The organism is Bradyrhizobium icense, assembly GCF_001693385.1.
Lineage (GTDB): Bacteria > Pseudomonadota > Alphaproteobacteria > Rhizobiales > Xanthobacteraceae > Bradyrhizobium > Bradyrhizobium icense.
In genome coordinates this window covers 4,606,731-4,626,443 of record NZ_CP016428.1, presented here as the reverse complement: position 1 = coordinate 4,626,443, position 19,713 = coordinate 4,606,731, and the positions used below count along the sequence as shown (strand labels likewise).

18 protein-coding genes and 1 pseudogene are annotated in these 19,713 nt (G+C 61.4%); 10 read left to right on the top strand and 9 right to left on the bottom strand.

All coding sequences use genetic code 11. The annotated features are described in order from the left end of the window. Nucleotides 1-74 precede the first annotated feature (74 nt). The 4 genes from LMTR13_RS21815 (at nucleotide 75) to LMTR13_RS21795 (ending at nucleotide 2,200) form a co-directional block, all read left to right on the top strand. Nucleotides 75-434, top strand: coding sequence for a hypothetical protein (locus LMTR13_RS21815; protein ID WP_065732876.1), 360 nt, complete (start codon nucleotides 75-77; stop codon nucleotides 432-434). Between the two features lie 640 nt (nucleotides 435-1,074). After that, entirely contained in the window at nucleotides 1,075-1,293 is a 219-nt protein-coding gene (locus tag LMTR13_RS40925; RefSeq protein ID WP_156795716.1) for a hypothetical protein, read from the top strand. 255 nt (nucleotides 1,294-1,548) lie between these two features. Next, a complete protein-coding gene (locus tag LMTR13_RS21800; protein ID WP_065729620.1) occupies nucleotides 1,549-1,830 on the top strand; it encodes an AbrB/MazE/SpoVT family DNA-binding domain-containing protein in 282 nt (93 codons plus the stop codon). Next, nucleotides 1,811-2,200 (top strand): type II toxin-antitoxin system VapC family toxin, encoded by a 390-nt coding sequence (locus LMTR13_RS21795; RefSeq protein WP_065729619.1) that lies wholly within the window; start codon nucleotides 1,811-1,813, stop codon nucleotides 2,198-2,200. The genes LMTR13_RS21800 and LMTR13_RS21795 overlap by 20 nt, the downstream gene beginning before the upstream one ends. A 359-nt stretch (nucleotides 2,201-2,559) precedes the next feature. Here the strand turns inward: LMTR13_RS21795 and LMTR13_RS21790 are convergent, their stop codons facing one another. Both LMTR13_RS21790 and LMTR13_RS21785 read right to left on the bottom strand, forming a co-directional pair. Further along, the gene (locus LMTR13_RS21790) at nucleotides 2,560-3,576 is read right to left on the bottom strand and encodes a hypothetical protein (protein ID WP_156795715.1); all 1,017 of its coding nucleotides are present in this window, start codon (nucleotides 3,574-3,576) and stop codon (nucleotides 2,560-2,562) included. 334 nt (nucleotides 3,577-3,910) lie between these two features. Further along, on the bottom strand, nucleotides 3,911-7,657 hold the full coding sequence (locus tag LMTR13_RS21785; RefSeq protein WP_065729617.1) for a vitamin B12-dependent ribonucleotide reductase: 3,747 nt from the start codon (nucleotides 7,655-7,657) through the stop codon (nucleotides 3,911-3,913). A gap of 775 nt (nucleotides 7,658-8,432) precedes the next feature. Here LMTR13_RS21785 and LMTR13_RS21780 point away from each other — a divergent pair. Further along, entirely contained in the window at nucleotides 8,433-9,329 is an 897-nt protein-coding gene (locus tag LMTR13_RS21780; RefSeq protein WP_065729616.1) for a DMT family transporter, read from the top strand. 72 nt (nucleotides 9,330-9,401) lie between these two features. On the opposite strand, the gene LMTR13_RS21775 is transcribed toward LMTR13_RS21780, so the two are convergent. The 3 genes from LMTR13_RS21775 to LMTR13_RS21765 all read right to left on the bottom strand — a co-directional run bounded on the left by LMTR13_RS21775 (nucleotide 9,402) and on the right by LMTR13_RS21765 (nucleotide 11,607). After that, nucleotides 9,402-9,779, bottom strand: a complete 378-nt coding sequence (locus tag LMTR13_RS21775) for a TadE/TadG family type IV pilus assembly protein (protein ID WP_236843045.1) — start codon at nucleotides 9,777-9,779, stop codon at nucleotides 9,402-9,404. Then, the gene (locus LMTR13_RS21770) at nucleotides 9,776-10,162 is read right to left on the bottom strand and encodes a TadE/TadG family type IV pilus assembly protein (RefSeq protein ID WP_065732874.1); all 387 of its coding nucleotides are present in this window, start codon (nucleotides 10,160-10,162) and stop codon (nucleotides 9,776-9,778) included. Before LMTR13_RS21770 ends, LMTR13_RS21775 begins: the two co-directional genes overlap by 4 nt. A gap of 128 nt (nucleotides 10,163-10,290) precedes the next feature. Then, nucleotides 10,291-11,607, bottom strand: coding sequence for a TadE/TadG family type IV pilus assembly protein (locus tag LMTR13_RS21765; protein ID WP_083219126.1), 1,317 nt, complete (start codon nucleotides 11,605-11,607; stop codon nucleotides 10,291-10,293). 451 nt (nucleotides 11,608-12,058) lie between these two features. On the opposite strand from LMTR13_RS21765, the gene LMTR13_RS21760 reads away from it, so the two are divergent. The 3 genes from LMTR13_RS21760 to LMTR13_RS21750 all read left to right on the top strand — a co-directional run bounded on the left by LMTR13_RS21760 (nucleotide 12,059) and on the right by LMTR13_RS21750 (nucleotide 13,877). Continuing rightward, complete coding sequence (locus LMTR13_RS21760) at nucleotides 12,059-13,123, top strand: ketopantoate reductase family protein (RefSeq protein WP_065729614.1); 1,065 nt, start codon at nucleotides 12,059-12,061, stop codon at nucleotides 13,121-13,123. Between the two features lie 152 nt (nucleotides 13,124-13,275). Then, nucleotides 13,276-13,599: a type II toxin-antitoxin system RelE/ParE family toxin gene (locus LMTR13_RS21755; protein ID WP_065732873.1), complete on the top strand. Its 324-nt coding sequence runs from the start codon at nucleotides 13,276-13,278 to the stop codon at nucleotides 13,597-13,599. Next, nucleotides 13,596-13,877 (top strand): helix-turn-helix domain-containing protein, encoded by a 282-nt coding sequence (locus LMTR13_RS21750; RefSeq protein WP_065729613.1) that lies wholly within the window; start codon nucleotides 13,596-13,598, stop codon nucleotides 13,875-13,877. The genes LMTR13_RS21755 and LMTR13_RS21750 overlap by 4 nt, the downstream gene beginning before the upstream one ends. Before the next feature lie 152 nt (nucleotides 13,878-14,029). On the opposite strand, the gene LMTR13_RS21745 is transcribed toward LMTR13_RS21750, so the two are convergent. The 3 genes from LMTR13_RS21745 to LMTR13_RS21735 form a co-directional block, all read right to left on the bottom strand. After that, nucleotides 14,030-14,368, bottom strand: coding sequence for an HNH endonuclease (locus tag LMTR13_RS21745; RefSeq protein WP_065729612.1), 339 nt, complete (start codon nucleotides 14,366-14,368; stop codon nucleotides 14,030-14,032). Nucleotides 14,369-14,466: 98 nt separating this feature from the next. Next, on the bottom strand, nucleotides 14,467-16,701 hold the full coding sequence (locus LMTR13_RS21740) for a CHASE3 domain-containing protein (protein WP_065729611.1): 2,235 nt from the start codon (nucleotides 16,699-16,701) through the stop codon (nucleotides 14,467-14,469). 15 nt (nucleotides 16,702-16,716) lie between these two features. After that, nucleotides 16,717-17,124 (bottom strand): response regulator, encoded by a 408-nt coding sequence (locus LMTR13_RS21735; RefSeq protein ID WP_065732872.1) that lies wholly within the window; start codon nucleotides 17,122-17,124, stop codon nucleotides 16,717-16,719. Between the two features lie 180 nt (nucleotides 17,125-17,304). On the opposite strand from LMTR13_RS21735, the pseudogene LMTR13_RS21730 reads away from it, so the two are divergent. Further along, nucleotides 17,305-18,209 (top strand): annotated as a pseudogene (locus LMTR13_RS21730) (DMT family transporter). Nucleotides 18,210-18,268: 59 nt separating this feature from the next. On the opposite strand, the gene LMTR13_RS21725 reads toward LMTR13_RS21730, so the two are convergent. Beyond that, nucleotides 18,269-18,979: a BA14K family protein gene (locus LMTR13_RS21725; RefSeq protein ID WP_065729610.1), complete on the bottom strand. Its 711-nt coding sequence runs from the start codon at nucleotides 18,977-18,979 to the stop codon at nucleotides 18,269-18,271. Nucleotides 18,980-19,248: 269 nt separating this feature from the next. Between LMTR13_RS21725 and LMTR13_RS21720 the strand changes: the two genes are divergently transcribed. Continuing rightward, the gene (locus tag LMTR13_RS21720; RefSeq protein WP_065729609.1) at nucleotides 19,249-19,659 is read left to right on the top strand and encodes an NADH:ubiquinone oxidoreductase subunit NDUFA12; all 411 of its coding nucleotides are present in this window, start codon (nucleotides 19,249-19,251) and stop codon (nucleotides 19,657-19,659) included. The last annotated feature ends 54 nt before the right edge of the window (nucleotides 19,660-19,713 follow it).

Here is a 19,713-nt window from a genome sequence, read left to right as displayed (position 1 = left end):
AACAGACTTTTATGCTGCGTGCTTGCCGCCAGATTTGAATGGCGAACCGGCGGCTGGCTGTCTATGGTGCGCGGATGTTGAGGCTTTTCTGTCTGTTCACCGCCATCGTCCTGTCGCTGTCGTCGGTCGCTGCTTCGGCCGCGCCGCTTCAGAAGCGGGCGGCGCCGCGCTGGCACGGCTACGGCTTCCTGCCGGGTTACCAGCAGCCGCTGAACAACAGCCTTCCGCTCTACAAGCAGAAGGACGCGCTGCGGCGCCTGGCGCGCCAGAACCGGCGTCCCTGGTACATCGACCCGGTCCCAAAATATTACGGGTGGGATGGCAATCTGCACTATTTCGGCCGGCCCGGCTTCTACGGCGGCCGCTACAATGGCGGCAGCTTCGGCCCGTGCTGGACGCGGACGCCGATCGGGCCGGTATGGAATTGCGGGTGATGGGGTGGCAGAGAGTAGGGCGGGTTAGCGAAGCGTAACCCGCCGACCTATTACGGTGACAGTGCACTAAATTGCACTTCGCCATCGGCAGATTAAGTGCACTGTCACCGTAATGTGGTCTGTTACGCGTTCTCGATTCTTCCCATGCTCTTTACCGCGTGGGTGGACCGCCGACCGTCAGACAGATGGTGGCGTTCACTCGCCTGTGGCCTGGCGGGCTTCGGAATCGCCTTCGTGCTGTACTACGGCCTCATGCACGAGGGCCCCTCGGCGGCAGAGAATGCGAAGATCTTCCGGCAGCAGTGGTTCTATGTGGCACTTGTGTGGGGGTTACCCGCCGTCGTCTGTTCGTGGGTGATGGGACTGATAAACCCCAGGGAAAGCGTGGATGCATTGCGGCATTACGATGACAGTGCACTAAACTCGCTTCACCATCGGTGAATTGAACGCACTGTCAGATCGGCATTGTCGGCGCGTATCCGCGATGGTGACGCCGTTAGAAGGCTCGCCGGTTCACGCTGGCGGGCCTTTCGCAATGGGAACGTGTCATGCCTGGAGCGTAGCACTCCAGCTTGCCGTGATGCGAGCTTTATGCTGGACTGCCGGCGCGTCCTTTTTCCAAGTAAAGGGAGAACTGAGCATGAAGAAAATAATTCTGGTCGGTGTGGCGATCTTCGCTGTCTCCACTTCTGGCGCTTTGGCAGCCAAGAAAACGACGAAGCCGAAGGCACCTGCTGCCGCCGCCGCCGCCACGACCACGGTTGGCGCAGCACCGCCCATGTTGGGGGCCCCGGTTAGTGCCGCTGACCGCGCGCTATATGAGAAAAATCAACGCGACTCCGGCATGAAGAAGAAGTAGGGGGACAAGCTGCTCCAGCGCGCGCAACCGCGCGCTGGATGGGCCAAGAAATTGAGGCCGCCTCAGTTGGCGGCCTCGTTCATTTGGATTACGGGGACAGTGCACTAAACAGCACTTCGCCTTCGGCAGATTAAGCACTGTCACCGCAATTGCGGAGCTGGCGGCGTCAGTGCACCTTGAGGTCCCAACAGATGGGCTCTTGCCATCCGGCCCAAGCCCCACTATCTTACTTTTGTCTTACCGGATGAGCTCGCTATGTCCGCCAAACAGAAGCTGACCACCATCGTCTCGACCAAGGGCCAAGTGATATTGCCCAAGGCGATCCGGGAGCAGCGGCATTGGCCTGCGGGAACGGAACTGATGGTGGAGAATACCCCCGAGGGCGTATTGCTGAAGGCGAAGCCCATCTTTGCGCCCACCCGGCCGAAAGACGTATTTGGCTCGCTGCCCCATAAGGGGCCGGCAAAGTCGATCGCGGATATGGAGAGGGGGATCGCCGCCGAGGCGAAGCGGCGGCATGCTCGCAATAGATACTAATCTCATCGTCCGCTATCTGGTGGGCGACGATTCCGGACAGGCTGCCCGGGCGCGCAAGCTGATCGACAACAATGACGTCTTCGTCTGCACCACAGTCCTGCTGGAGACCGAGTGGGTGCTGCGGAGCGTCTATGGGTTTTCCGCTGCCCAGTGCTCCAAGGCGCTCTCCGATTTCGCAGGGCTTCCGCGCGTGAGTCTGGAAGATGCTACCGCCGCGGCGAAGGCGCTGGGCTGGATGCGGCAAGGCGTGGACTTTGCGGATGGCCTGCATCTGGCCAAGGCGGAAGGCTGTGAGGCCGTCATGAGCTTTGACCAGGATTTCGCCAAAGCCGCCAACGCCCTCGGCGGCATCAAGGTGCGGGCGCCCTGACGAACACGCGCAGAGCACACGTAAGACTATCTATAAGGCATTACGCAGCATTACGGTGACAGTGCAATCAATTGACGCGTTGCGCCTCGGTCAGCATCACGCCAGGTTAAGTGCACTGTCACCGTAATTCTATCTTGATTCGGCGAAGTTCGCGGAGTTCATGAAGGCCGACAACGAGGACAACGGCAAGCGGCTGAAGTCGCTCGGGCTGGCGAAGTAAGTGGATGAAGTGAGTTATAGCGAACGTGGCCCGGATGAGCGAAGCGATATCCGGGGGGTAGAGTTGTCCCGGATATAGCTGCGTTCATCCGGGATACGTTTGCTGATCGAGTGGCAGAGCGAACTGATAATGAATTGACTTAGGGGCTTACACCTTGGCGGATCGAGTGACCCACGCTTTGCACTGCAAACGCCATTGACGCCAAGTTTTTGTTGCGGCGGATCGCATCAAGGATAAATGCCTGCGCGTATCTTTCCAGTTCAGGCGAAAGTGCGATGCGGCGACCTGCATGCACTAGGTCACCTCGCAGTTTTTCCAAGGCTTGTATTTTTTCCAATGCAAGTTTTTGTAACTCAGAGTCTCTCCGATAGAGCTGCCTAACGTAATTTTGCAGGTTCTTTCCCATGAGAATTTCGAAAGCAGTGACGTAAGAAACAACTTTGGCAGCGTCGTCGTGTGAGGAGAATGCTGCGCCAGCAAACCAAAGTGCGGCATGAGTCCTATCATCCCGCGCATCAAATACCTCTGGATCAGCAGCCGCTAACTTTAAAGGTGTCCAGTCTACAGATGACTGGCTAACAACGCCCAACGTTCCGCTGATGAATTTCTTGCGATTTGTGCAGAAATAGGAAGAAAAAAGAGAGCGACCCTGCAAAATATGACCTGACAGGATCGAGACGAGGCCGAGAGCGTCAAACGTCTCAGCAAGAGCCGGTGGCTCGCGATCGTGATCGGTCTGACGACACGCCAATATCAATAGCGTTTGATGGGTGAAGCTGTATTTGTGTGGGCTAATGTGGATTGAGCCAGCCGTTGCAATGTCAGAAAAAGACAGCGTAGGAACCGGAATTGAGAAATTCAATGTGTCATCGACCCTCAAGAACGTAATTATACGGTCAAAGGGGAGTTCGATCTTGCGAGGAAGATGGGTTTCTAGAAAATCGTGCGTGAAATCTACTGTGCCGCGCCACGAGTAAGTTCTTACCTGAAAGACACCATTGTCAGCACCTTCCGATTTTGGAAAGGCGGCGAGTGCGTCGGCTAACATGACTTCGAATGCGGATGGTTCTCCCTCAAGCCAAAACCAAAATCGGTCACCGACCTTAGGCTGCTGCGTTTTCTTTTGTTGGGGGTTGTCGCCGTTGGGTTCGGCCATGCGGTTGATGCCCCTGCTGTGGTCGTTCTTGGAATACCGAAGGAGCGGCAAATCGGTCAAACGAATCTGCGCCTTAGGACCGGCTATTTCACAGGCTCTCAAAAGGACATTATGGGGACACTGCCGAGTTGCGGTGGCGTTTTACGAAGGGAGCTTACTAAGCGCACTTACTAACGGCTCGCCGCGGTTGTTAAGCATCGCTTACGGCATTTCGGCTAACTCAGGAAACACTATAATTAAGGGAGTTTTGGTGAGCGCGGGGGCTCGAACCCTCGACCCCATGATCAAAGTCACAGGGACGAGGGTCATCTTCAATGGCAGCAGCAGCCGACTATCAACTACACCCCGTCGTGCTGCCACACGTATCGCACTTCATACACGTCCCATTCCGCACCAGAGTGAAGTTGCCGCACTCCGAGCACATCTCGCCTTCGTAGCCCTTGGCCTTGGCTTCCGCCCGGCGTTCGGCCTTGCTTGGAGCTACCGCCACGGCGGCGCTGCCGGACTTGCTCCATTGCAGGGCTCCCAGCTTTTCCGTCGGCGACAGGTCGTGCTGGGATTCCTGCCTTAAGGCCACCGCGCCTTCGTGGGCGTCGGAGGCGCGGGCACTGGGGCCGTGGCCGCCGATTGCGGTGACGTTGTGGGAGCCGCGGGCGTCCGTATCGCCGCCGCGCATCACGACGAGATTATCCGTGCGCGAGCGGGTCAGGCCCTTGGACAGATATTTGGTGGCCTGCTGGCCCTGGTCGGACGGCTCCTTGCCTTCCTCGACGCCCTTGCCGAGCGCGTCGAAATTCGACTCGGTCGGATCGACATGGGCGAGGTCGAAGCGCGACATGTAGCTGACCGCGAGTTCGCGGAACACATAGTCGAGGATCGAGGTCGCGTACTTGATCGAGTCGTTGCCCTGCACGGGGCCTGCCGGCTCGAAGCGGGTGAAGGTGAAGGCGTCGACATATTCCTCCAGCGGCACGCCGTATTGCAGGCCGAGCGAGACGGCGATCGCAAAGTTGTTGATGAAGGAGCGGAGCGCCGCGCCTTCCTTGTGCATGTCGATGAAGATCTCGCCGAGACGGCCGTCGTCATACTCGCCGGTACGGAGATAGACCTTGTGGCCGCCGACGACCGCCTTCTGGGTGTAGCCCTTGCGTCGGTCAGGCATCTTCTCGCGCTCGCGCATCACGACGATGCGCTCGACCAGCTTCTCGACGATCTTTTCCGAGACCTGCGCGGTGCGCGCGGCCATCGGCTTCTCGTAGAGCGCCTCCACTGCATCGTCCTCGTCGTCATCGTCGGCGATGAGCTGCGAGTTCAAGGGCTGGGAGAGTTTTGAGCCGTCGCGGTAGAGCGCGTTGGCCTTCAGTGCGAGCTTCCAGGACAAGAGATACGCCGCCTTGCAATCCTCGACGGTGGCGTCGTTCGGCATGTTGATGGTCTTGGAGATCGCGCCCGAGATGAACGGCTGCGAGGCCGCCATCATGCGGATGTGGCTCTCGACCGAGAGGTAGCGCTTGCCGATCTTGCCGCAGGGGTTGGCGCAGTCGAACACCGCGTAATGTTCTGCCTTGAGGTGGGGAGCTCCCTCGACCGTCATCGCGCCGCAGATGTGCACATTCGCGGCCTCGATCTCGCGCTTGGTGAAGCCGAGTGCGGCCAGCAGGTCGAAGCCGGGGGTCGCGATCGCTTCCGGCGCGAGGTTGAGCGTGTCGCGCAGGAAGTCTTCGCCAAACGTCCACTTGTTGAAGGCGAACTTGATGTCGAAGGCAGTCGGCAGCGCCTTTTCCACTTTCGCCAGCGCTTCGTCGGTGAAGCCCTTTGCCTTGAGGGTGGTGGCGTTGATGCCGGGCGCATTGGAGAGCGAGCCGTGGCCGACGGCGTAGGCCTCGATCTCTGCAATATGCGCTTCGCTGTAGCCGAGCGCGCGCAGCGCCTCGGGGACGGCCTGGTTGATGATCTTCCAGTAGCCGCCGCCGGCAAGCTTCTTGAACTTCACCAGCGCGAAATCAGGCTCGATGCCGGTGGTGTCGCAATCCATCACGAGGCCGATGGTGCCGGTCGGCGCCACGACGGTGGTCTGCGCGTTGCGGAAGCCGTTGGCTTCGCCGAGGGCGAGGGCGTCGTCCCAGGCCTTGGTCGCGTGCGCGATCACATCGGCTTGCGGGCAGGAGGCGTGGTCGAGCGGCACCGGGTTGACGCTGAGCGACTCATAGCCTGTTGCGTGGCCGTGGGCGGCGCGGCGGTGGTTGCGGATCACGCGCAGCATGTGCTGGGCGTTCTTCTTGTAGCCGGGGAAGGTGCCAAGCTCGGCCGCCATCTCGGCCGAGGTCTTGTAGGCGATGCCGGTCATCACAGCGGTCAGCGCGCCGCACAGCGAACGGCCTTCCTTGGAGTCATAGGGCAGACCCATGGTCATCAGGAGGCCGCCGATATTGGCAAAGCCCAGGCCCAGCGTGCGGAACTCGTAGGAGAGTTCGGCGATCGCCTTCGACGGGAATTGCGCCATCATCACGGAGATTTCGAGCACGATGGTCCAGAGCCGGCAAAGGTGCTCGTAGGCCTCGACGTCGAAGCGCTTGGTCGTGGTCGAATAGAACGTCAGCAGGTTCGCGGAAGCGAGGTTGCACGCCGTGTCGTCCAGGAACATGTATTCCGAGCACGGGTTCGACGCGCGGATCTCGCCGGACGCCTTGCAGGTGTGCCAGTCGTTCATGGTGGTGTTGAAGTGCAGGCCGGGATCGGCCGAAGCCCAGGCGGCGTGGCCGATCTTTTCCCAGAGTTCGCGGGCCTTCAGGGTCTTGGTGATCTTCTTGTTGGTGCGGCCGATCAGATTCCAGTCGCCATCGGTTTCCACGGCGCGGAGGAAGTCGTCCTTCAGCGAGACCGAGTTGTTGGAGTTCTGGCCGGATACCGTGAGGTAGGCTTCCGAATCCCAATCGGTGTCGTAGATCGGGAAATCGATGTCCTTGTAGCCTTGCTTCGCAAACTGGATCACCCGCTTGATGTAGTTGTCAGGCACCAGCGCGCGGCGCGCCAGCTTGATCTCGCGGCGGAGCGCTGGGTTCTTTTCGGGATCAAAGCAGTCGTCGCCGGAGCCCTCGCAGTTCACGCACGCCTTCAGCACAGCCTTGAGGTGCTTCTGGTTGATCTTGGAGCCGGTGACCAGAGCCGCAACCTTCTGCTCCTCCTTCACCTTCCAGTCGATATAGGTCTCGATGTCGGGGTGATCGACGTCGACCACGACCATCTTGGCGGCGCGGCGCGTGGTGCCGCCGCTCTTGATGGCTCCCGCCGCGCGGTCGCCGATCTTCAGGAACGACATCAAGCCGGAGGAGCGGCCACCGCCAGAAAGCCTTTCGCCTTCGCCGCGCAGGCGCGAGAAGTTGGAGCCGGTGCCGGAGCCGTATTTGAACAGGCGCGCCTCACGCACCCAGAGGTCCATGATGCCGCCCTCGTTGACGAGGTCGTCCTCGATGCCCTGGATGAAGCAGGCGTGCGGCTGCGGATGCTCGTAGGCCGACTTCGATTTCGTCAGCTTGCCGGTCTTCCAGTCGACGTAATAGTGGCCCTGGCCGGGACCATCGATGCCGTAGGCCCAGTGCAGGCCGGTGTTGAACCATTGCGGCGAGTTCGGCGCGACCATCTGTTTGGCGAGCTGGTAGCGCAGCTCGTCGTAGAACGCCTGCGCGTCTTCATCGCTGGAGAAATAGCCGCCCTTCCAGCCCCAATAGGTCCAGCAGCCGGCGAGGCGATCGAACACCTGCTTTGCGCTGGTCTCGCCGACATAGCGCTCGCTTTCGGGGAGCAGGGCGAGCGCCTCGGTGTCGGGCACCGAGCGCCACAGCCACGACGGCACGGTCTCTTCCTCGACCTTCTTCAGGCGCGCGGCAACGCCGGCTTTCCGGAAATACTTCTGCGCCAGCACGTCGGAGGCGACCTGCGACCAGAACTGGGGCACCTCGACATTCTCAAGCCGGAACACGACCGAACCGTCGGGGTTGCGGATCTCCGATGTCGTCAGCCTGAAATCAATCCCTGCATAGGGTGACTGGCCGGAAGTGGTGTTGCGCCGCTCGATTCGCATAATTGTCGTGCCCCGTCTTCTTGCCCGGTCCGCATTTCCTGCGGTTGCCGGATTGTTTCATTGAGCGAACCTCGCGCACCGGAGTCGAAAGCCGACTTCGGTTCGTAAAATCCGCAAGCTCTACCGGTGAACCCGGCCCTGTTTCTGTCTTCGCCACCCCAAGGGTTCGTCGCGCCGTTTCGGCGAGGCCAACCCCATCCCTTCGGTTTGAGCATCACCGGTACCCACGTTTTCCGGATCGTGCTCCAACTCAACGCCGCAACTCGTCGCCTGAGCCATTCGGCTCGTTTTTTAAGGCCCGGATCGCCTCCGAATTTTGGGCAGACAAGCCCTCGATCCGTGCCTCAACCGGCTGACGGAGTGCTCGTTCGGAACCCATTTGGGAGCGATCGGCGGGACCCAGAACTTAACTCGCGCCGTCCAGCAATAAGGCTAGGCCAAACCCGTTGCGCCCGTCAAGGAGTAGTACGAGTTCCTGAATCAAATACTAAATATGGTGGAAAGTGAGGGATAACAGGGGGTGTTCCCGCGCCTGTGATGGTGCCAAGTATCAGTGAGTCCTCAGGGATTCCCAACCAAAAAATTTGTTCCGGCGGTGTGGAAACCGGCTTCGTCCCGCTGTTCACAGGGCAGGTATTTTTTCAGCTCCCGGGATTGCGTTCGAAAGACTCACGTAAGGCTACGGAGCGGGGAGGGCTGGCATGCCCGCGCGCCCGTGGCGGGAGGGGCAGATACACGGCATGGTGAGGGCCGATTCCACCCTTTGCCGGGCCCCATGACAGAATCAAAACCCACCGCGCCGGCGCGGATCGCGCCCGCTGGCCTGATGTTCCTCGCCATCACCTCGGTGGGCTGGGGCTTCAACTGGCCCGTCACCAAGTACCTGTTGAGCGAGCTGCCGCCGCTCACCTTGCGCGGCTCGACCGGGGTGATCGGCGCGGCGCTCCTGGCGGTGCTGGCGCTGGCGCGCTCGCAAAGCCTGAAGGTCGAGCGGCATCTGTGGCCGCGGCTGATGCTCTCCGCGCTGCTCAACGTCACCGGGTGGATGGTGCTGATGGGGCTGGCGCTGCTGTGGCTGCCGGCGAGCGAGGCGGCGCTGATCGCCTACACCATGCCGGTCTGGGCCTCGCTGCTTGCCTGGCCGGTGCTCGGCGAGCGGCCGACGGTGTTGCGCACGGTGGCGCTGGTGATGGCGTTCGCCGGCCTCGCCGCCATCATGGGGGGCAGCGGCATCTCAGCCACCACAGAAAAACTGCCGGGCATAGTGATGGCGCTGGGCGGCGCGTTCGGCTTTGCGCTCGGCACGGTGCTGGCGAAAAAGCTGCCGGTGCCGCTGCCGCCGATCCCGGCCGCAGCCTGGCAGATCGGGCTCGGCTGTTTTCCGATCGTCATCATCGGGCTCGCCGTCGAGACCACGCATATCGATGATGTCACACAGCTCGGCTGGTGGCTCCTGATCTATTCCACCGTGATCCAGTTCTGCATCGCCTATGTGAGCTGGTTCGCCGCGCTCGCCCGCCTGCCGGCCTCGGTCGCGGCGATCGGCACCATGGCGGTGCCGGTGATCGGCGTCGTCGCCTCGGCCATCGCGCTCGGCGAGCCGCTTGGGCCGATCCAGATCGCAGCGCTGGTGTTCACGCTGGCCGGCGTCGTGCTGGCGACGCGGTCTTAGAGGCAATTGCCCTTGCTTCAGCCAAGTTGGGCGTAACGGTGTATTGCCAACAGCGGCAACGCGAACGATAGCCTAGCTAGGAAAGCATGCTTGCGCGGTCAGCGTTAAGGGAGAGAGCTTGAGAATTGCCGGAAACTGAAACGCATAGCTTGCACTTACCTGATTGCCACAAGCCGGCGTGGAGTAGGTGAACGTCTGCGAAGGAAGAGTGAGGCCGAATGTCTGCTGGGTAGCGTAGCTGGTAATAGCGCCTGGATTGCTACAAAGCGTGGAATCGACGGTTGCACAGCGCGCCGCCATTTCGGCCCCATGTTGCAGGCCGATCTGGGTCCACAATAGCAGCCCAAGCTCGATGACCCCAAATATGAACAGGAAGAAAACCGGAGCGGTCAAAGCGAATTCGAGCGCTGAAGCTCCGCGATTGTCGCGCCATATCGTTGTGAGCTTCACTGCAGCCTCGCCGTGGACTCTGCGTTGAAACTATAGCTGTTGGCGACGAGCTGATAATTGATGAGCGTATAGTACGTCGCCTGCGCCGAAACTTTGGCATATGTTCCGGCCACTGCGCCGCCCGGGCAGACTGTACCGCAGCTCACGGTGCTAACGCCTGTGCTCGTCGGGCAGCCGCAATACTGAACCGGCTCGGGTGATGCAGAGACCGCGGAGGAATTCGTGGCGGCGATCACGGCGCTGGAGATGGCGGACTTGTTAAAGCCGCGCACAATGGCGTACTGAGCCCCAGCCTGGGCGGCATTCTCGACTTGCATCTTGCGGTAGACGGCGAGACCGATATCGGTCACGGAGACCACCATCAGGGCGAATAGCGGGATCATGATTGCGAATTCGATCGCCGCGACGCCGCCTGTATCGCGCAGGACGTTCCGAAAAAGGCGATGAAATGTGCCAAATGATCGGAATTGGGCATGGCATGACAAGTTTCGAGTGCTCATGTGAGGCAACCTCATTGAACCAGTTGCGCGGTCAGTGTGCCGATGGCCGCAGTGCCAAGCGCGGAGCAATTGACCTGAACATTTGACGTGCCGCTGAAGGTGATCGTATCTGCGATGATCTTTGTGCACGATGTGGTCGTGCCATTTCCGCCGCTGAAGCTTAGGTTCGCTCTTGGCAGGTAAATGGCGCCACCGAAATTCTGCGTGCCGCCGCCCGTCAAATTGAATGCCGTACCCGCCGGCATTTTGCGGTCGCCATACATGACAATGCCTTGCGTCGTTCCTGACGTTGGCGCCGTCAGATCAATGACCGCATTGCTGCCGATCGAAGCTGTGCCCCAGCTGCTGCCCGAACCTGTAAAGACCAGGGTCACGCCGGTACCCGTGATCGTGGCATTGCCCGCTACGCTCAGGTTCGCTCCGTCCAGGTAGTAAATTCCAGGGTCCAGGTTTAGCGTCGCTCCTGCATTAACGGTGATATCGCCGCTATAACAACCCGGGCTGAGTGAGTTGGTCTTGTTGTTGGCGTTCACGGTGATCTTGGCGCTGGTGCAACTCGGCTTGGAGGGAGGAAATACGTCCGCATAGGGATCAGCGATCGGCTTCGCATGAGTGCGGATGCCGTTGGTTGCCGTGATGTTGCTCGCGCCCGAGATGTCGCCGACTACCCCGACCAGATTGGCAGTTACTGTGCCGCTGCCGCTGACGTTCAGCGATGGACTGCCGCTTGAGTTGCTGTAGAGATTGCAGTTGACCAAATTGAGTTTGTTGCTGCCGCTCACGTTCACAGCGGGGCTGGCAGTCGAGTTAAGGGCTAGCACGCAGCCCGTTCCGGCATTTGGCAGCGCCACCGCGCGCGCCGTGATGAGCACGGGGTCGGATCCGAACAGCGAGGACAAAAGGCGTTGCTGCGGCTGGCTGACGATGACTTCGACGGCCTGCGCGTTCGAAGTAAAGTTGCCCGTCTTCGGTGGCTGGTTGACGGTTATCGTTACGTTGTTCACTGCATTTGCGTAGCCATAGGTTGCGGTGACCGCATTGGCTTCAGCCATCATGTTGCTGCCGGCGGTCGCTGCGCTCACCGCGCCAGAATCTGCCGCGCTCTGCATGTTCTTGTGCTTGTAGAGCCACCATCCGACCTCAGTGCCAAGACTGGCGGCACCAACCAGAACGGGCATCAGTATCGCAGAGAGAATCACATAGCTGCCCGATTCATCACGAATGAAGTGACGAAATACATGGATGCGGGTCGGGCGCCGACCAACTTGATCCTGCGACGATTGATGTGGAATTCGGCCAACGCGGCTGCAGATATTTCCCAGGCTCATGACCTCTCCTGCGCGCAATTGCATGTTTTTCCCGAAAGAGGTTCATGCAAGCCGACTTAAGGACGCCTCAACGAGGATAGGAAATTTCTAATCATTTGCAGGCATGCGCTCGGCAAAGCAGCGTTGGCCCGAGACTTTGCAAGCTAACGGTGCAAGCCAGCGGTTGAGTATGAATAAGATTGTAAGATGAGAACGGCCACGGCTGGCGGCAAACTCGGGCCTCCGCCAACTATTTACCGGTGGCGGCCCCAAGCGCCGGGCGTTCGCCACAAGCGCCGTACATCATGACCACGGCGCTTGAGTGCCGACCGGTGCGCTGAAACGAGCGGTGCCGCAGAAGGATGAAATCGAGAACCGTTATGCGATTGTAATACCCCATCATTTGCAGTAGGCATCGGGAGGGGATGCTTCTGGTATACCTGTGTCTGGTATAATCGGCGAAAGAGAGAGTATGGCGCGAAATATTCTGATCCTGGGGGCCTCGTATGGCTCCCTGCTGGCGACGAAGCTTTTGATGGCCGGTCACAACGTGACCCTGGTGTGCCGGAAGAAGACGGCAGAGCTCATCAACCGCGACGGCACCGAAGTTCGCATCAAGCTGCGCGACGAGGCGGTGCACCGCGCGATCTTCTCGCGCGATCTGCCCGGCAAGCTGGACGCGACGACGCCCGCCGATGTCGATCTTTCCCGCTATGATCTGGTCGGTCTTGCGATGCAGGAGCCGCAATACACCAACCACACGATCCGGGTTTTGATGATCAAGATCGCCGAGGCAAAGCTGCCTTGTCTGTCGATCATGAACATGCCGCCGCTGCCCTATCTCAAGCGCATCCCGGCGCTGGCGGACATGGACCTGGAGGAGGCCTATACCAACGCGCAGGTGTGGGAACGCTTCACGCCCGGGCTGGTGACGCTGTGCTCGCCCGATCCGCAGGCCTTCCGCCCGCCGGAAGAGGCGGCAAACGTGCTGCATGTCGGCCTGCCGACCAACTTCAAGGCCGCCGCCTTTGCCGACGAGAAGCACAACAAGCTGCTTCGCGAGCTGGAAGCCGATATCGACGCGGTGACGCTGGACGGCCACGACGTGCCGGTGAAGCTGAAAGTGTTCGACTCGCTGTTCGTGCCGCTCGCCAAATGGTCGATGCTGCTGACCGGCAACTACCGCTGCATCACGCCGAACGATCCGCAGTCGATCCGCGACGCCGTGCACGGCGATCTCAAGCTGTCGCAGTCGATCTACGACCATGTCGACGGCATCGCCCGGCGGTTGGGTGCGGATCCGACCGATCAGGTGCCGTTCGGGAAGTACGCCAAGGCGGCAGAAAGCCTGCTCAAGCCGTCGTCGGCGGCCCGCGCGGTCGCCGCCGGCGCGCCGTTCATCGAGCGCGTCGACCTGCTCGTGAAGCTGATCTCGCATCAGCTCGGCGCGCCCAGCGCCGAGATCGACCGCACGGTCGAGATCGTCGATCAGAAGCTGAACGAAAAGATCGTGGCAGGCGGATCGGGCGCGCAGTAGGCGGGTGGGGAAGGGCAGTTCGAGGATGGCGTGCCACGACTAAAAATGGGCTCTTCTCGTCGGAACCGATAGTACCTGCGGCAGCGCCAAGCATCGCAGGCCTTCCGTGACGTTCGTCTTGATTATATCTCAAAAATGAGATATAGTTGCTCGTGGCCTGGCGGGTAGAAATCCTCAACGAATTGGTCGCTGCGGAAATTGCTTCCCTTCCGAGTGACATGCAGGCGCGATTTCTGCGACTAGCAGAGCGCATCAGCTTGGCCGGGCTAGAAAGCCTGAGCGAGCCGCACGTCAAACATCTCGAAGGGAAGCTATGGGAGTTGCGGCTGACAGGTCGTGACGGAATTGCTCGCGCGCTTTATGTCACGGCGATTGGCCGAAGGGTGGTCATAGTTCGCGCATTTGTAAAGAAGACTCAAAAGACTCCACGCTCGGAGATCGAGCTCGCGCTGCAGCGAGCAAAGGAGGTCACATGACAATTCCGTTTGAGAAGATCAAAGCTCGTCTCTTGGCCAATCCGAAGGTGAAGGCGGAGTACGAGGCACTCGCTCCAGAGTTCGAAATTGCCGCCGAGTTGCTTAGGGCTCGCCTGCGCGCAGGTCTCTCGCAAGCCGAACTGGCTGCTCGGATGAGGACCAGCCAATCCACGATCGCACGACTTGAAAGCGGTCAAACGTTACCGAGCACGAAGACACTGCTGCGCTATGCCCAAGCAACCGGTAGTAAGTTTCACGTGCGGCTGTCGGCCGCTTGACGCGGCTTTTGCCTGCAGCACGGATTGGACAAGATCCAAAATGACAAAACGCACTGCCACAGATCAGATCATCGCATGGAAACGAATAAGAGGCCGATCGAGGATCGGTGCTGAGCTCCTAGCACGCGTCGATGACCTAGCAAGGGCGCGGATCACGCCCCAACGCCAAGCTGTTTCACCAGTTCGGGAATAAGCTGTCTGAGCTTCCCGTGACTGAGGAGCGGCGTGGCGGCAATCTCGGCGAGGCGCTGTTCGACGTCGGGCCATTGGTTCGTCTCGCGCGGGTCGGTGTCGCCCTTGGCGAGATTGCAGGGATAGCAGGCCAGCACGCGGTTGCTCCTGCCGTTCTGACCTCCCTTTGCGAGCGGGATGAAATGGTCGATGCTGGCCTTGACGTTGCCGCCCGTCTTTTGCCGGGAGAGTGCAACGTCGCAATAGGCGCATCGTCCGCCCCAATCGAAATAGCAGCGCTTGTAGATCACGTCGGCCATCAGCCTTGGCCCTTCCCCCGGAATTCCTTCGTCCAACGTCACACCCTTTCATACATCAAGTCGGCATTGAAAACGACGCTGTAAGAGGCTTCGCCTCATTACCCCATCAGCGCGCGCCGCACCATGTTGGCCAACTGCGACTGCCGGTACGGCTTGGTCAGCAGCAGCACGCCGGGATGGAGGCGGCCCTGGTGCACGATCGCGTTGTCGGTGTAGCCGGACGTATACAACACCTTGATGCCGGGCCGGAGCTTCAGCACCTTCTCCGCCAATTCGCGTCCGGTCATGCCGCCGGGCATGATGACGTCGGTGAACAAGAGATCGAATGCCTGACCGCCTTCGATCAGTTTCATCGCTGCCGGCCCGTTGGCGGCGGCGACCGTCCGGTAGCCGAGGCTCTGCAATTGCGCGGTGACGAAATTGCGCACCAGCGCGTCGTCTTCCACCACCATGATGGTCTCGTTGCCATGCGGCAACGCCGCGGCCGCCGGCGGCGTGGCCTCGACCTGGCCGCGTGCGGGGGGCAGATAGAGCTTGATCGTGGTGCCGTGGCCGACCTCGCTGTAGATCCGGATGTGCCCGCCGGACTGTTTGACGAAGCCGTAGACCATGCTCAGCCCAAGGCCCGAGCCCTTGCCGACCTCCTTGGTGGTGAAGAACGGCTCGAACACCTTGTCCAGCACCTCCTGCGGCATGCCGGCGCCGGTGTCGCTGACCGCGAGCATCACATAGGGACCGGGCTTTGCGTCCGGGTTGGCCTGCGCATAGGACTCGTCGAGCACGACGTTGCGCGTCTCCAAAAGCAGCTTGCCGCCGTTCGGCATCGCATCGCGCGCGTTGATCGCCATGTTGAGCAGGGAGTTGGCGAGCTGCGATGCGTCGATATGGGCAATCGCCGTTTCCTGGTCGAGAATGGAGTTGACCTCGATCTGCTCGCCGAGCGTCGGGCGCAGCAATTTTGCGATATCGAGCACGGTCGCGTTGATGTCGACATTGCGCGGCTGCAACGGCTGGCGGCGGGCGAAAGCGAGCAGATGCTGGATCAGCTCGCTGCAGCGCTCCGCCGCCTGGTCGATCAGTTCGGCGGTCTTCTGCAACGCCGGCTCGTGCGCAAGGTTGGCCGCCAGCGTTTCGGTGGTGCCGGTGATCACGGTCAGCATGTTGTTGAAGTCGTGCGCGACGCCGCCGGTGAGCTTGCCGATGGCGTCGAGCTTTTGCGCCTGCTGCAGCTTGTGCTCGGTTTCGCGCGACCCCGTAATGTCGTGATAGACCAGCGCCGCGCCGCTGATGGCGCCCGAGGCATCGCGCAGCGGCCGGCCGCTGACCACGAGATGGACAGGCGAATTGTCGCCGATCGGGCGCAGCACGATTTCGATGGCGTCGAACGCTTCGCCGCGCAGCGCGCGCGAGGCGGGCATGTCATGGACTGGTAGCGGCGTGATACCGTCGGCATGGAAAACCGCGCTGAGCGACCGTAAGCGTTCGACCGTCATGCCCGGCCGGAAGCGCAGCATCTTCTCGGCGGCCGGGTTCGAGAGCAACACCTCGCCGCTGGTGTCGATGACGAGCACCGCCTCCGCCATGCTGTGAAAGGTGCTGCGCAAGACCGCGGCGGAAAGCCTGAGTTCCTCGTGCGCGGCAACCAGATGCTCGGTGCGCTCGGCGACCGCTGCCTCCAGTGCCTCGTTGCTGGCCTTGGTGGCGCTCAGCGAATCCTGCAGTTCCCGGCGCGAGCGGCGGGTTGAGACCGTCAGAAGGGTGGCGAGAAACAGAATCAGCAGGACGCCGGCGAGATCGATCGCCAGCAGGAGCGTCCCGTTGGTTTCGGATTCGGCGCGTCTGGCAAAAAGCAACCTGCGCTCTTCCGCCACCGCCTTTGCCAGGTTTCCGGCAATCGCCTCCGTCGCCGCGCGATCTTCCTGGCTGACAAGCGCGGCGACAGCGGCGTCATCTCCCGCGGTCCGGAGCCTGATCAACTCGCCATTGACGGCAATCTGCCGCTCCAAGAGCGCCTTGGTTTCCTCGACTAGCCGCTTTTCGGTGGGATTATCCTTGACGGCCTCGATCAATGCCGCCAGCGCCGGCAGGATCGCCTCGCTGGCCTCGCGGTAGTCCCTGGCGAATTCCTGCTCGCCTGACAGCGCAAAGGCGCGCGCCGCGCTTTCCGCCCGGCGCAGCAGCGGGCGCATGTCCGAGATTTTACTGAGGATGCCAAGTGCGCGGTCGACCGAGGCGTTATCGGACCGCGACTTGAGGTCGAGACCGATCGAGGCAGCGCCGATAACGAGGAGGATAGCGAGGCCGATTCCAAGAATGATACGCTGCGTGGGCATTGCCGGTTGTTTACTTCACGATTTCGACTGCTGCGCGGAAGTTTTCGGCTTGGTGATGCATTGATTGACCGAGGTCAACAACGCGTCCGGCGTGAAGGGCTTGCGCAAACAGCATGCCGCGCCGAGCTCGATCGTCATCCGCAGGAAATCCGGTGCGCGTTCGGTGTTGGCAAAGGCGTAGCCCGACATCGCAATAACAGGTACATCCGGCTTGCGCTCATGGAACATTCGGATCGATTCGAAGCCGCGCATATGCGGCATGAACACATCGATCAGCATGACATCGAAATCGGCAGTTTCGAGCGCGCGCATTCCCGCTTCACCACCGTCGGCAACGGTGACCTCGAAACCCTTGCGCGTCAGACAAACCTCGATGGCAACGCACACCATCGGGTCGTCATCGACCACGAGAACGCGCGGCACGATGATTCCTTCTTCCTCGGGCGGCGGCCAGGCGAGTCGCGCGTCCCATGTGACGATTAAGTCGAAACGTCGACAGGTCGTCTGCATGGTAGAGTGCCCATAAAAATTGCCGAGGGCAATTCCCGTTTCGCTGTATCAGAACGATAACATTCAACCGCCGGTTCCGGATCCAATCCCGTCATGTCGCCAATCAATCATGCGAGGCGCGCCGCTGCCGCCCGGCTGTCGCCACTCGGGCTCATCCTGCTCGCCGTTACGTCAGTGGGGTGGGGCCTCAACTTTCCGATCATGAAACATTTACTGACCGAATGGCCGCCGCTGTCCTCGCGCGGCCTGTGCGGCATCGTCGGCGCCGCGGCGTTGGCACTGTTCGCCCTCGCGCTGCGGCAAAGATTGAGCGTGCCGCGTCTGATGTGGCTGCGGTTGCTCCTGGTCTCGATGCTCACGATCGGCGGCTGGGTCGCGTTCATGGGGCTGGCACTATTGTGGCTCAACGCCAGCGAGGCCGCAGTGCTCGGGATATCGATCCCGGTCTGGGTGGCGCTTCTGGCGCGGCCGATCCTCGGCGAGCGGCTGTCGCCGCTTCGAGCGGTCGCGCTGATGGTCGCGCTTGCCGGCATCGCCGTGCTGATTGGCGGCCACGGCATCGAGGCCAGCGTCGAGAAGTTGCCGGGCATCGCTTGCGCGCTGGCAGGCGCGGTGTGCGTTGGGCTTGGCACCGTACTGACGAAGCATTTTCCGCTGGCGATGCCGCCGCTATCGCTGGCCGCCTGGCAGATCGGGGTCGGCTGCCTGCCGATCGCGATCGTGGCCTTGTAGTCGAGCAACCGCAACTGGCTGCTCTGTCATCCGTCGGCTGGGCGTCGCTGCTCTATATGACGCTGATCCAGTTCTGCCTGTGCTACGTGTGCTGGTTTGCCGCGCTGGAGCGGTTGCCGGCGGCGACCGCCTCGATCGGAACCTTGCTGGTTCCCGTCATCGGGGTGCTCGCAGCGGCGGTGATGCTGGGCGAGCCGCTCGGCCTGCGCGAAGTCGCGGCGTTGGTGATCACGCTTGGCGGCGTCGCGGTGGCGCTGCGCGCCTAACTCCGAACGAAAAGGGCGGCACACCGGAATGTGCCGCCCTTCGAATTTACGCTATCGTGCTATTGCGCCGGGCAGGGGTGACGCTGGCCGTCATAGCCGAGATACGTTCCCGATGCCGGATCGTAGGATTTGTATCGCCGCATGCAATAGGCCACGGCATCATCGCCGGCGGGAGGCGCAGCGGCGACCACGGTGTCGTCGTAATAATAGGGGTCATCGTAATAGTAGGGGCTGCCGTAGTAGCCATAGGCCGACCCGATGCCCGCGCCGATTGCGAAGCCCGGCCAGAAGCCGCCGTGACGGTGGCGGTGATGAAAATGACGTCCGCCGCCGTGCCAGCGACCACCTGCGACGGTACCTCCACCGACGCCGGGTGCGGGCCGGAAGCCGGTTCCACGGCCTTCCGTGCTGGCAACGGCGCCAGCCCTGAAGCCGGGACTGCCGGGCGCAACGGCCACGCCGCCACCTCTAATGCTGCCACCGCCGGGCGCGACGGCCATGCCGCCACCTCTAAAGCCGCCGCCGCCGCCTGGTGCAACGGCGGCGCCACCACCGCCTCTAAAGCCACCGCCACCGCCGATAGCCGCGCCACCGCCGACAGCTCCGCCGCCACCGCCGATAGCTGCGCCGCCGCCACCGCCGCCCCTGGCACCGCCGCCCATACCACCGCCTCTGCCTTCCTGGGCCTGAACGGCGCTAACGCTCGGCGCGACCACTGGCAACACGAGCGCCATCGCTGCCGCGGTACTCAAAACCTTTAGACTGATCATTTTAGGCTCCATTTGCGGGATATAGGCCCTAACCCGTTCAAGGGGCGGACGTTCCAGAGCCCGCGCATTGATTGCAGGCGAGCTCAGCCTGTCGGGTCGGAACTGTATGCGAAATGAACGGATTGTGCCGATTCCGCGATAATGCGCGGGCTCAATCGAGCGCGGCCAAAACCGGCCTTCCGCAGGGCTGAAAGTCCAGCGTTTGGCTGGACAATCTGCCCCGCCGATGGCATCAGAGCGGCACGACATCTCGAACCGGCCGAGCTCTCATGAAGCTGTTTCTGCTGAAATTTTTCACTTGGTGGAACAGCCAGACTTTCGGCACGCAATTGTGGACGTGGCGGTTCGGCGAATTGGTCGGCCAGGACGAGCAGGGCAACCGCTACTACCGCACCAAGGGCGGCAAGATCGATCCGACTCTGGGTTTCGAGCGGCGCTGGGTGATCTATAACGGCCTTGCCGAGGCGAGCCGGGTGCCGCCGTCATGGCATGGCTGGCTGCATCACGTTGTCGATACCGCGCCGACCGAAGAGAGCTACACGCCGCGCGAGTGGGAAAAGCCGCACGTCCCGAACCTGACCGGCACGCCCGCGGCCTACCGCCCCTCCGGCTCGACCTTGGCAAGCGGCCGCCGTCCCAAGGCGACGGGCGACTACCAGCCCTGGACGCCGGGAAGCTGACTTCAAGTTTATTTTAGCAGGAACAGCTTCGGGTTGCGCTTGCGGATGCAAATA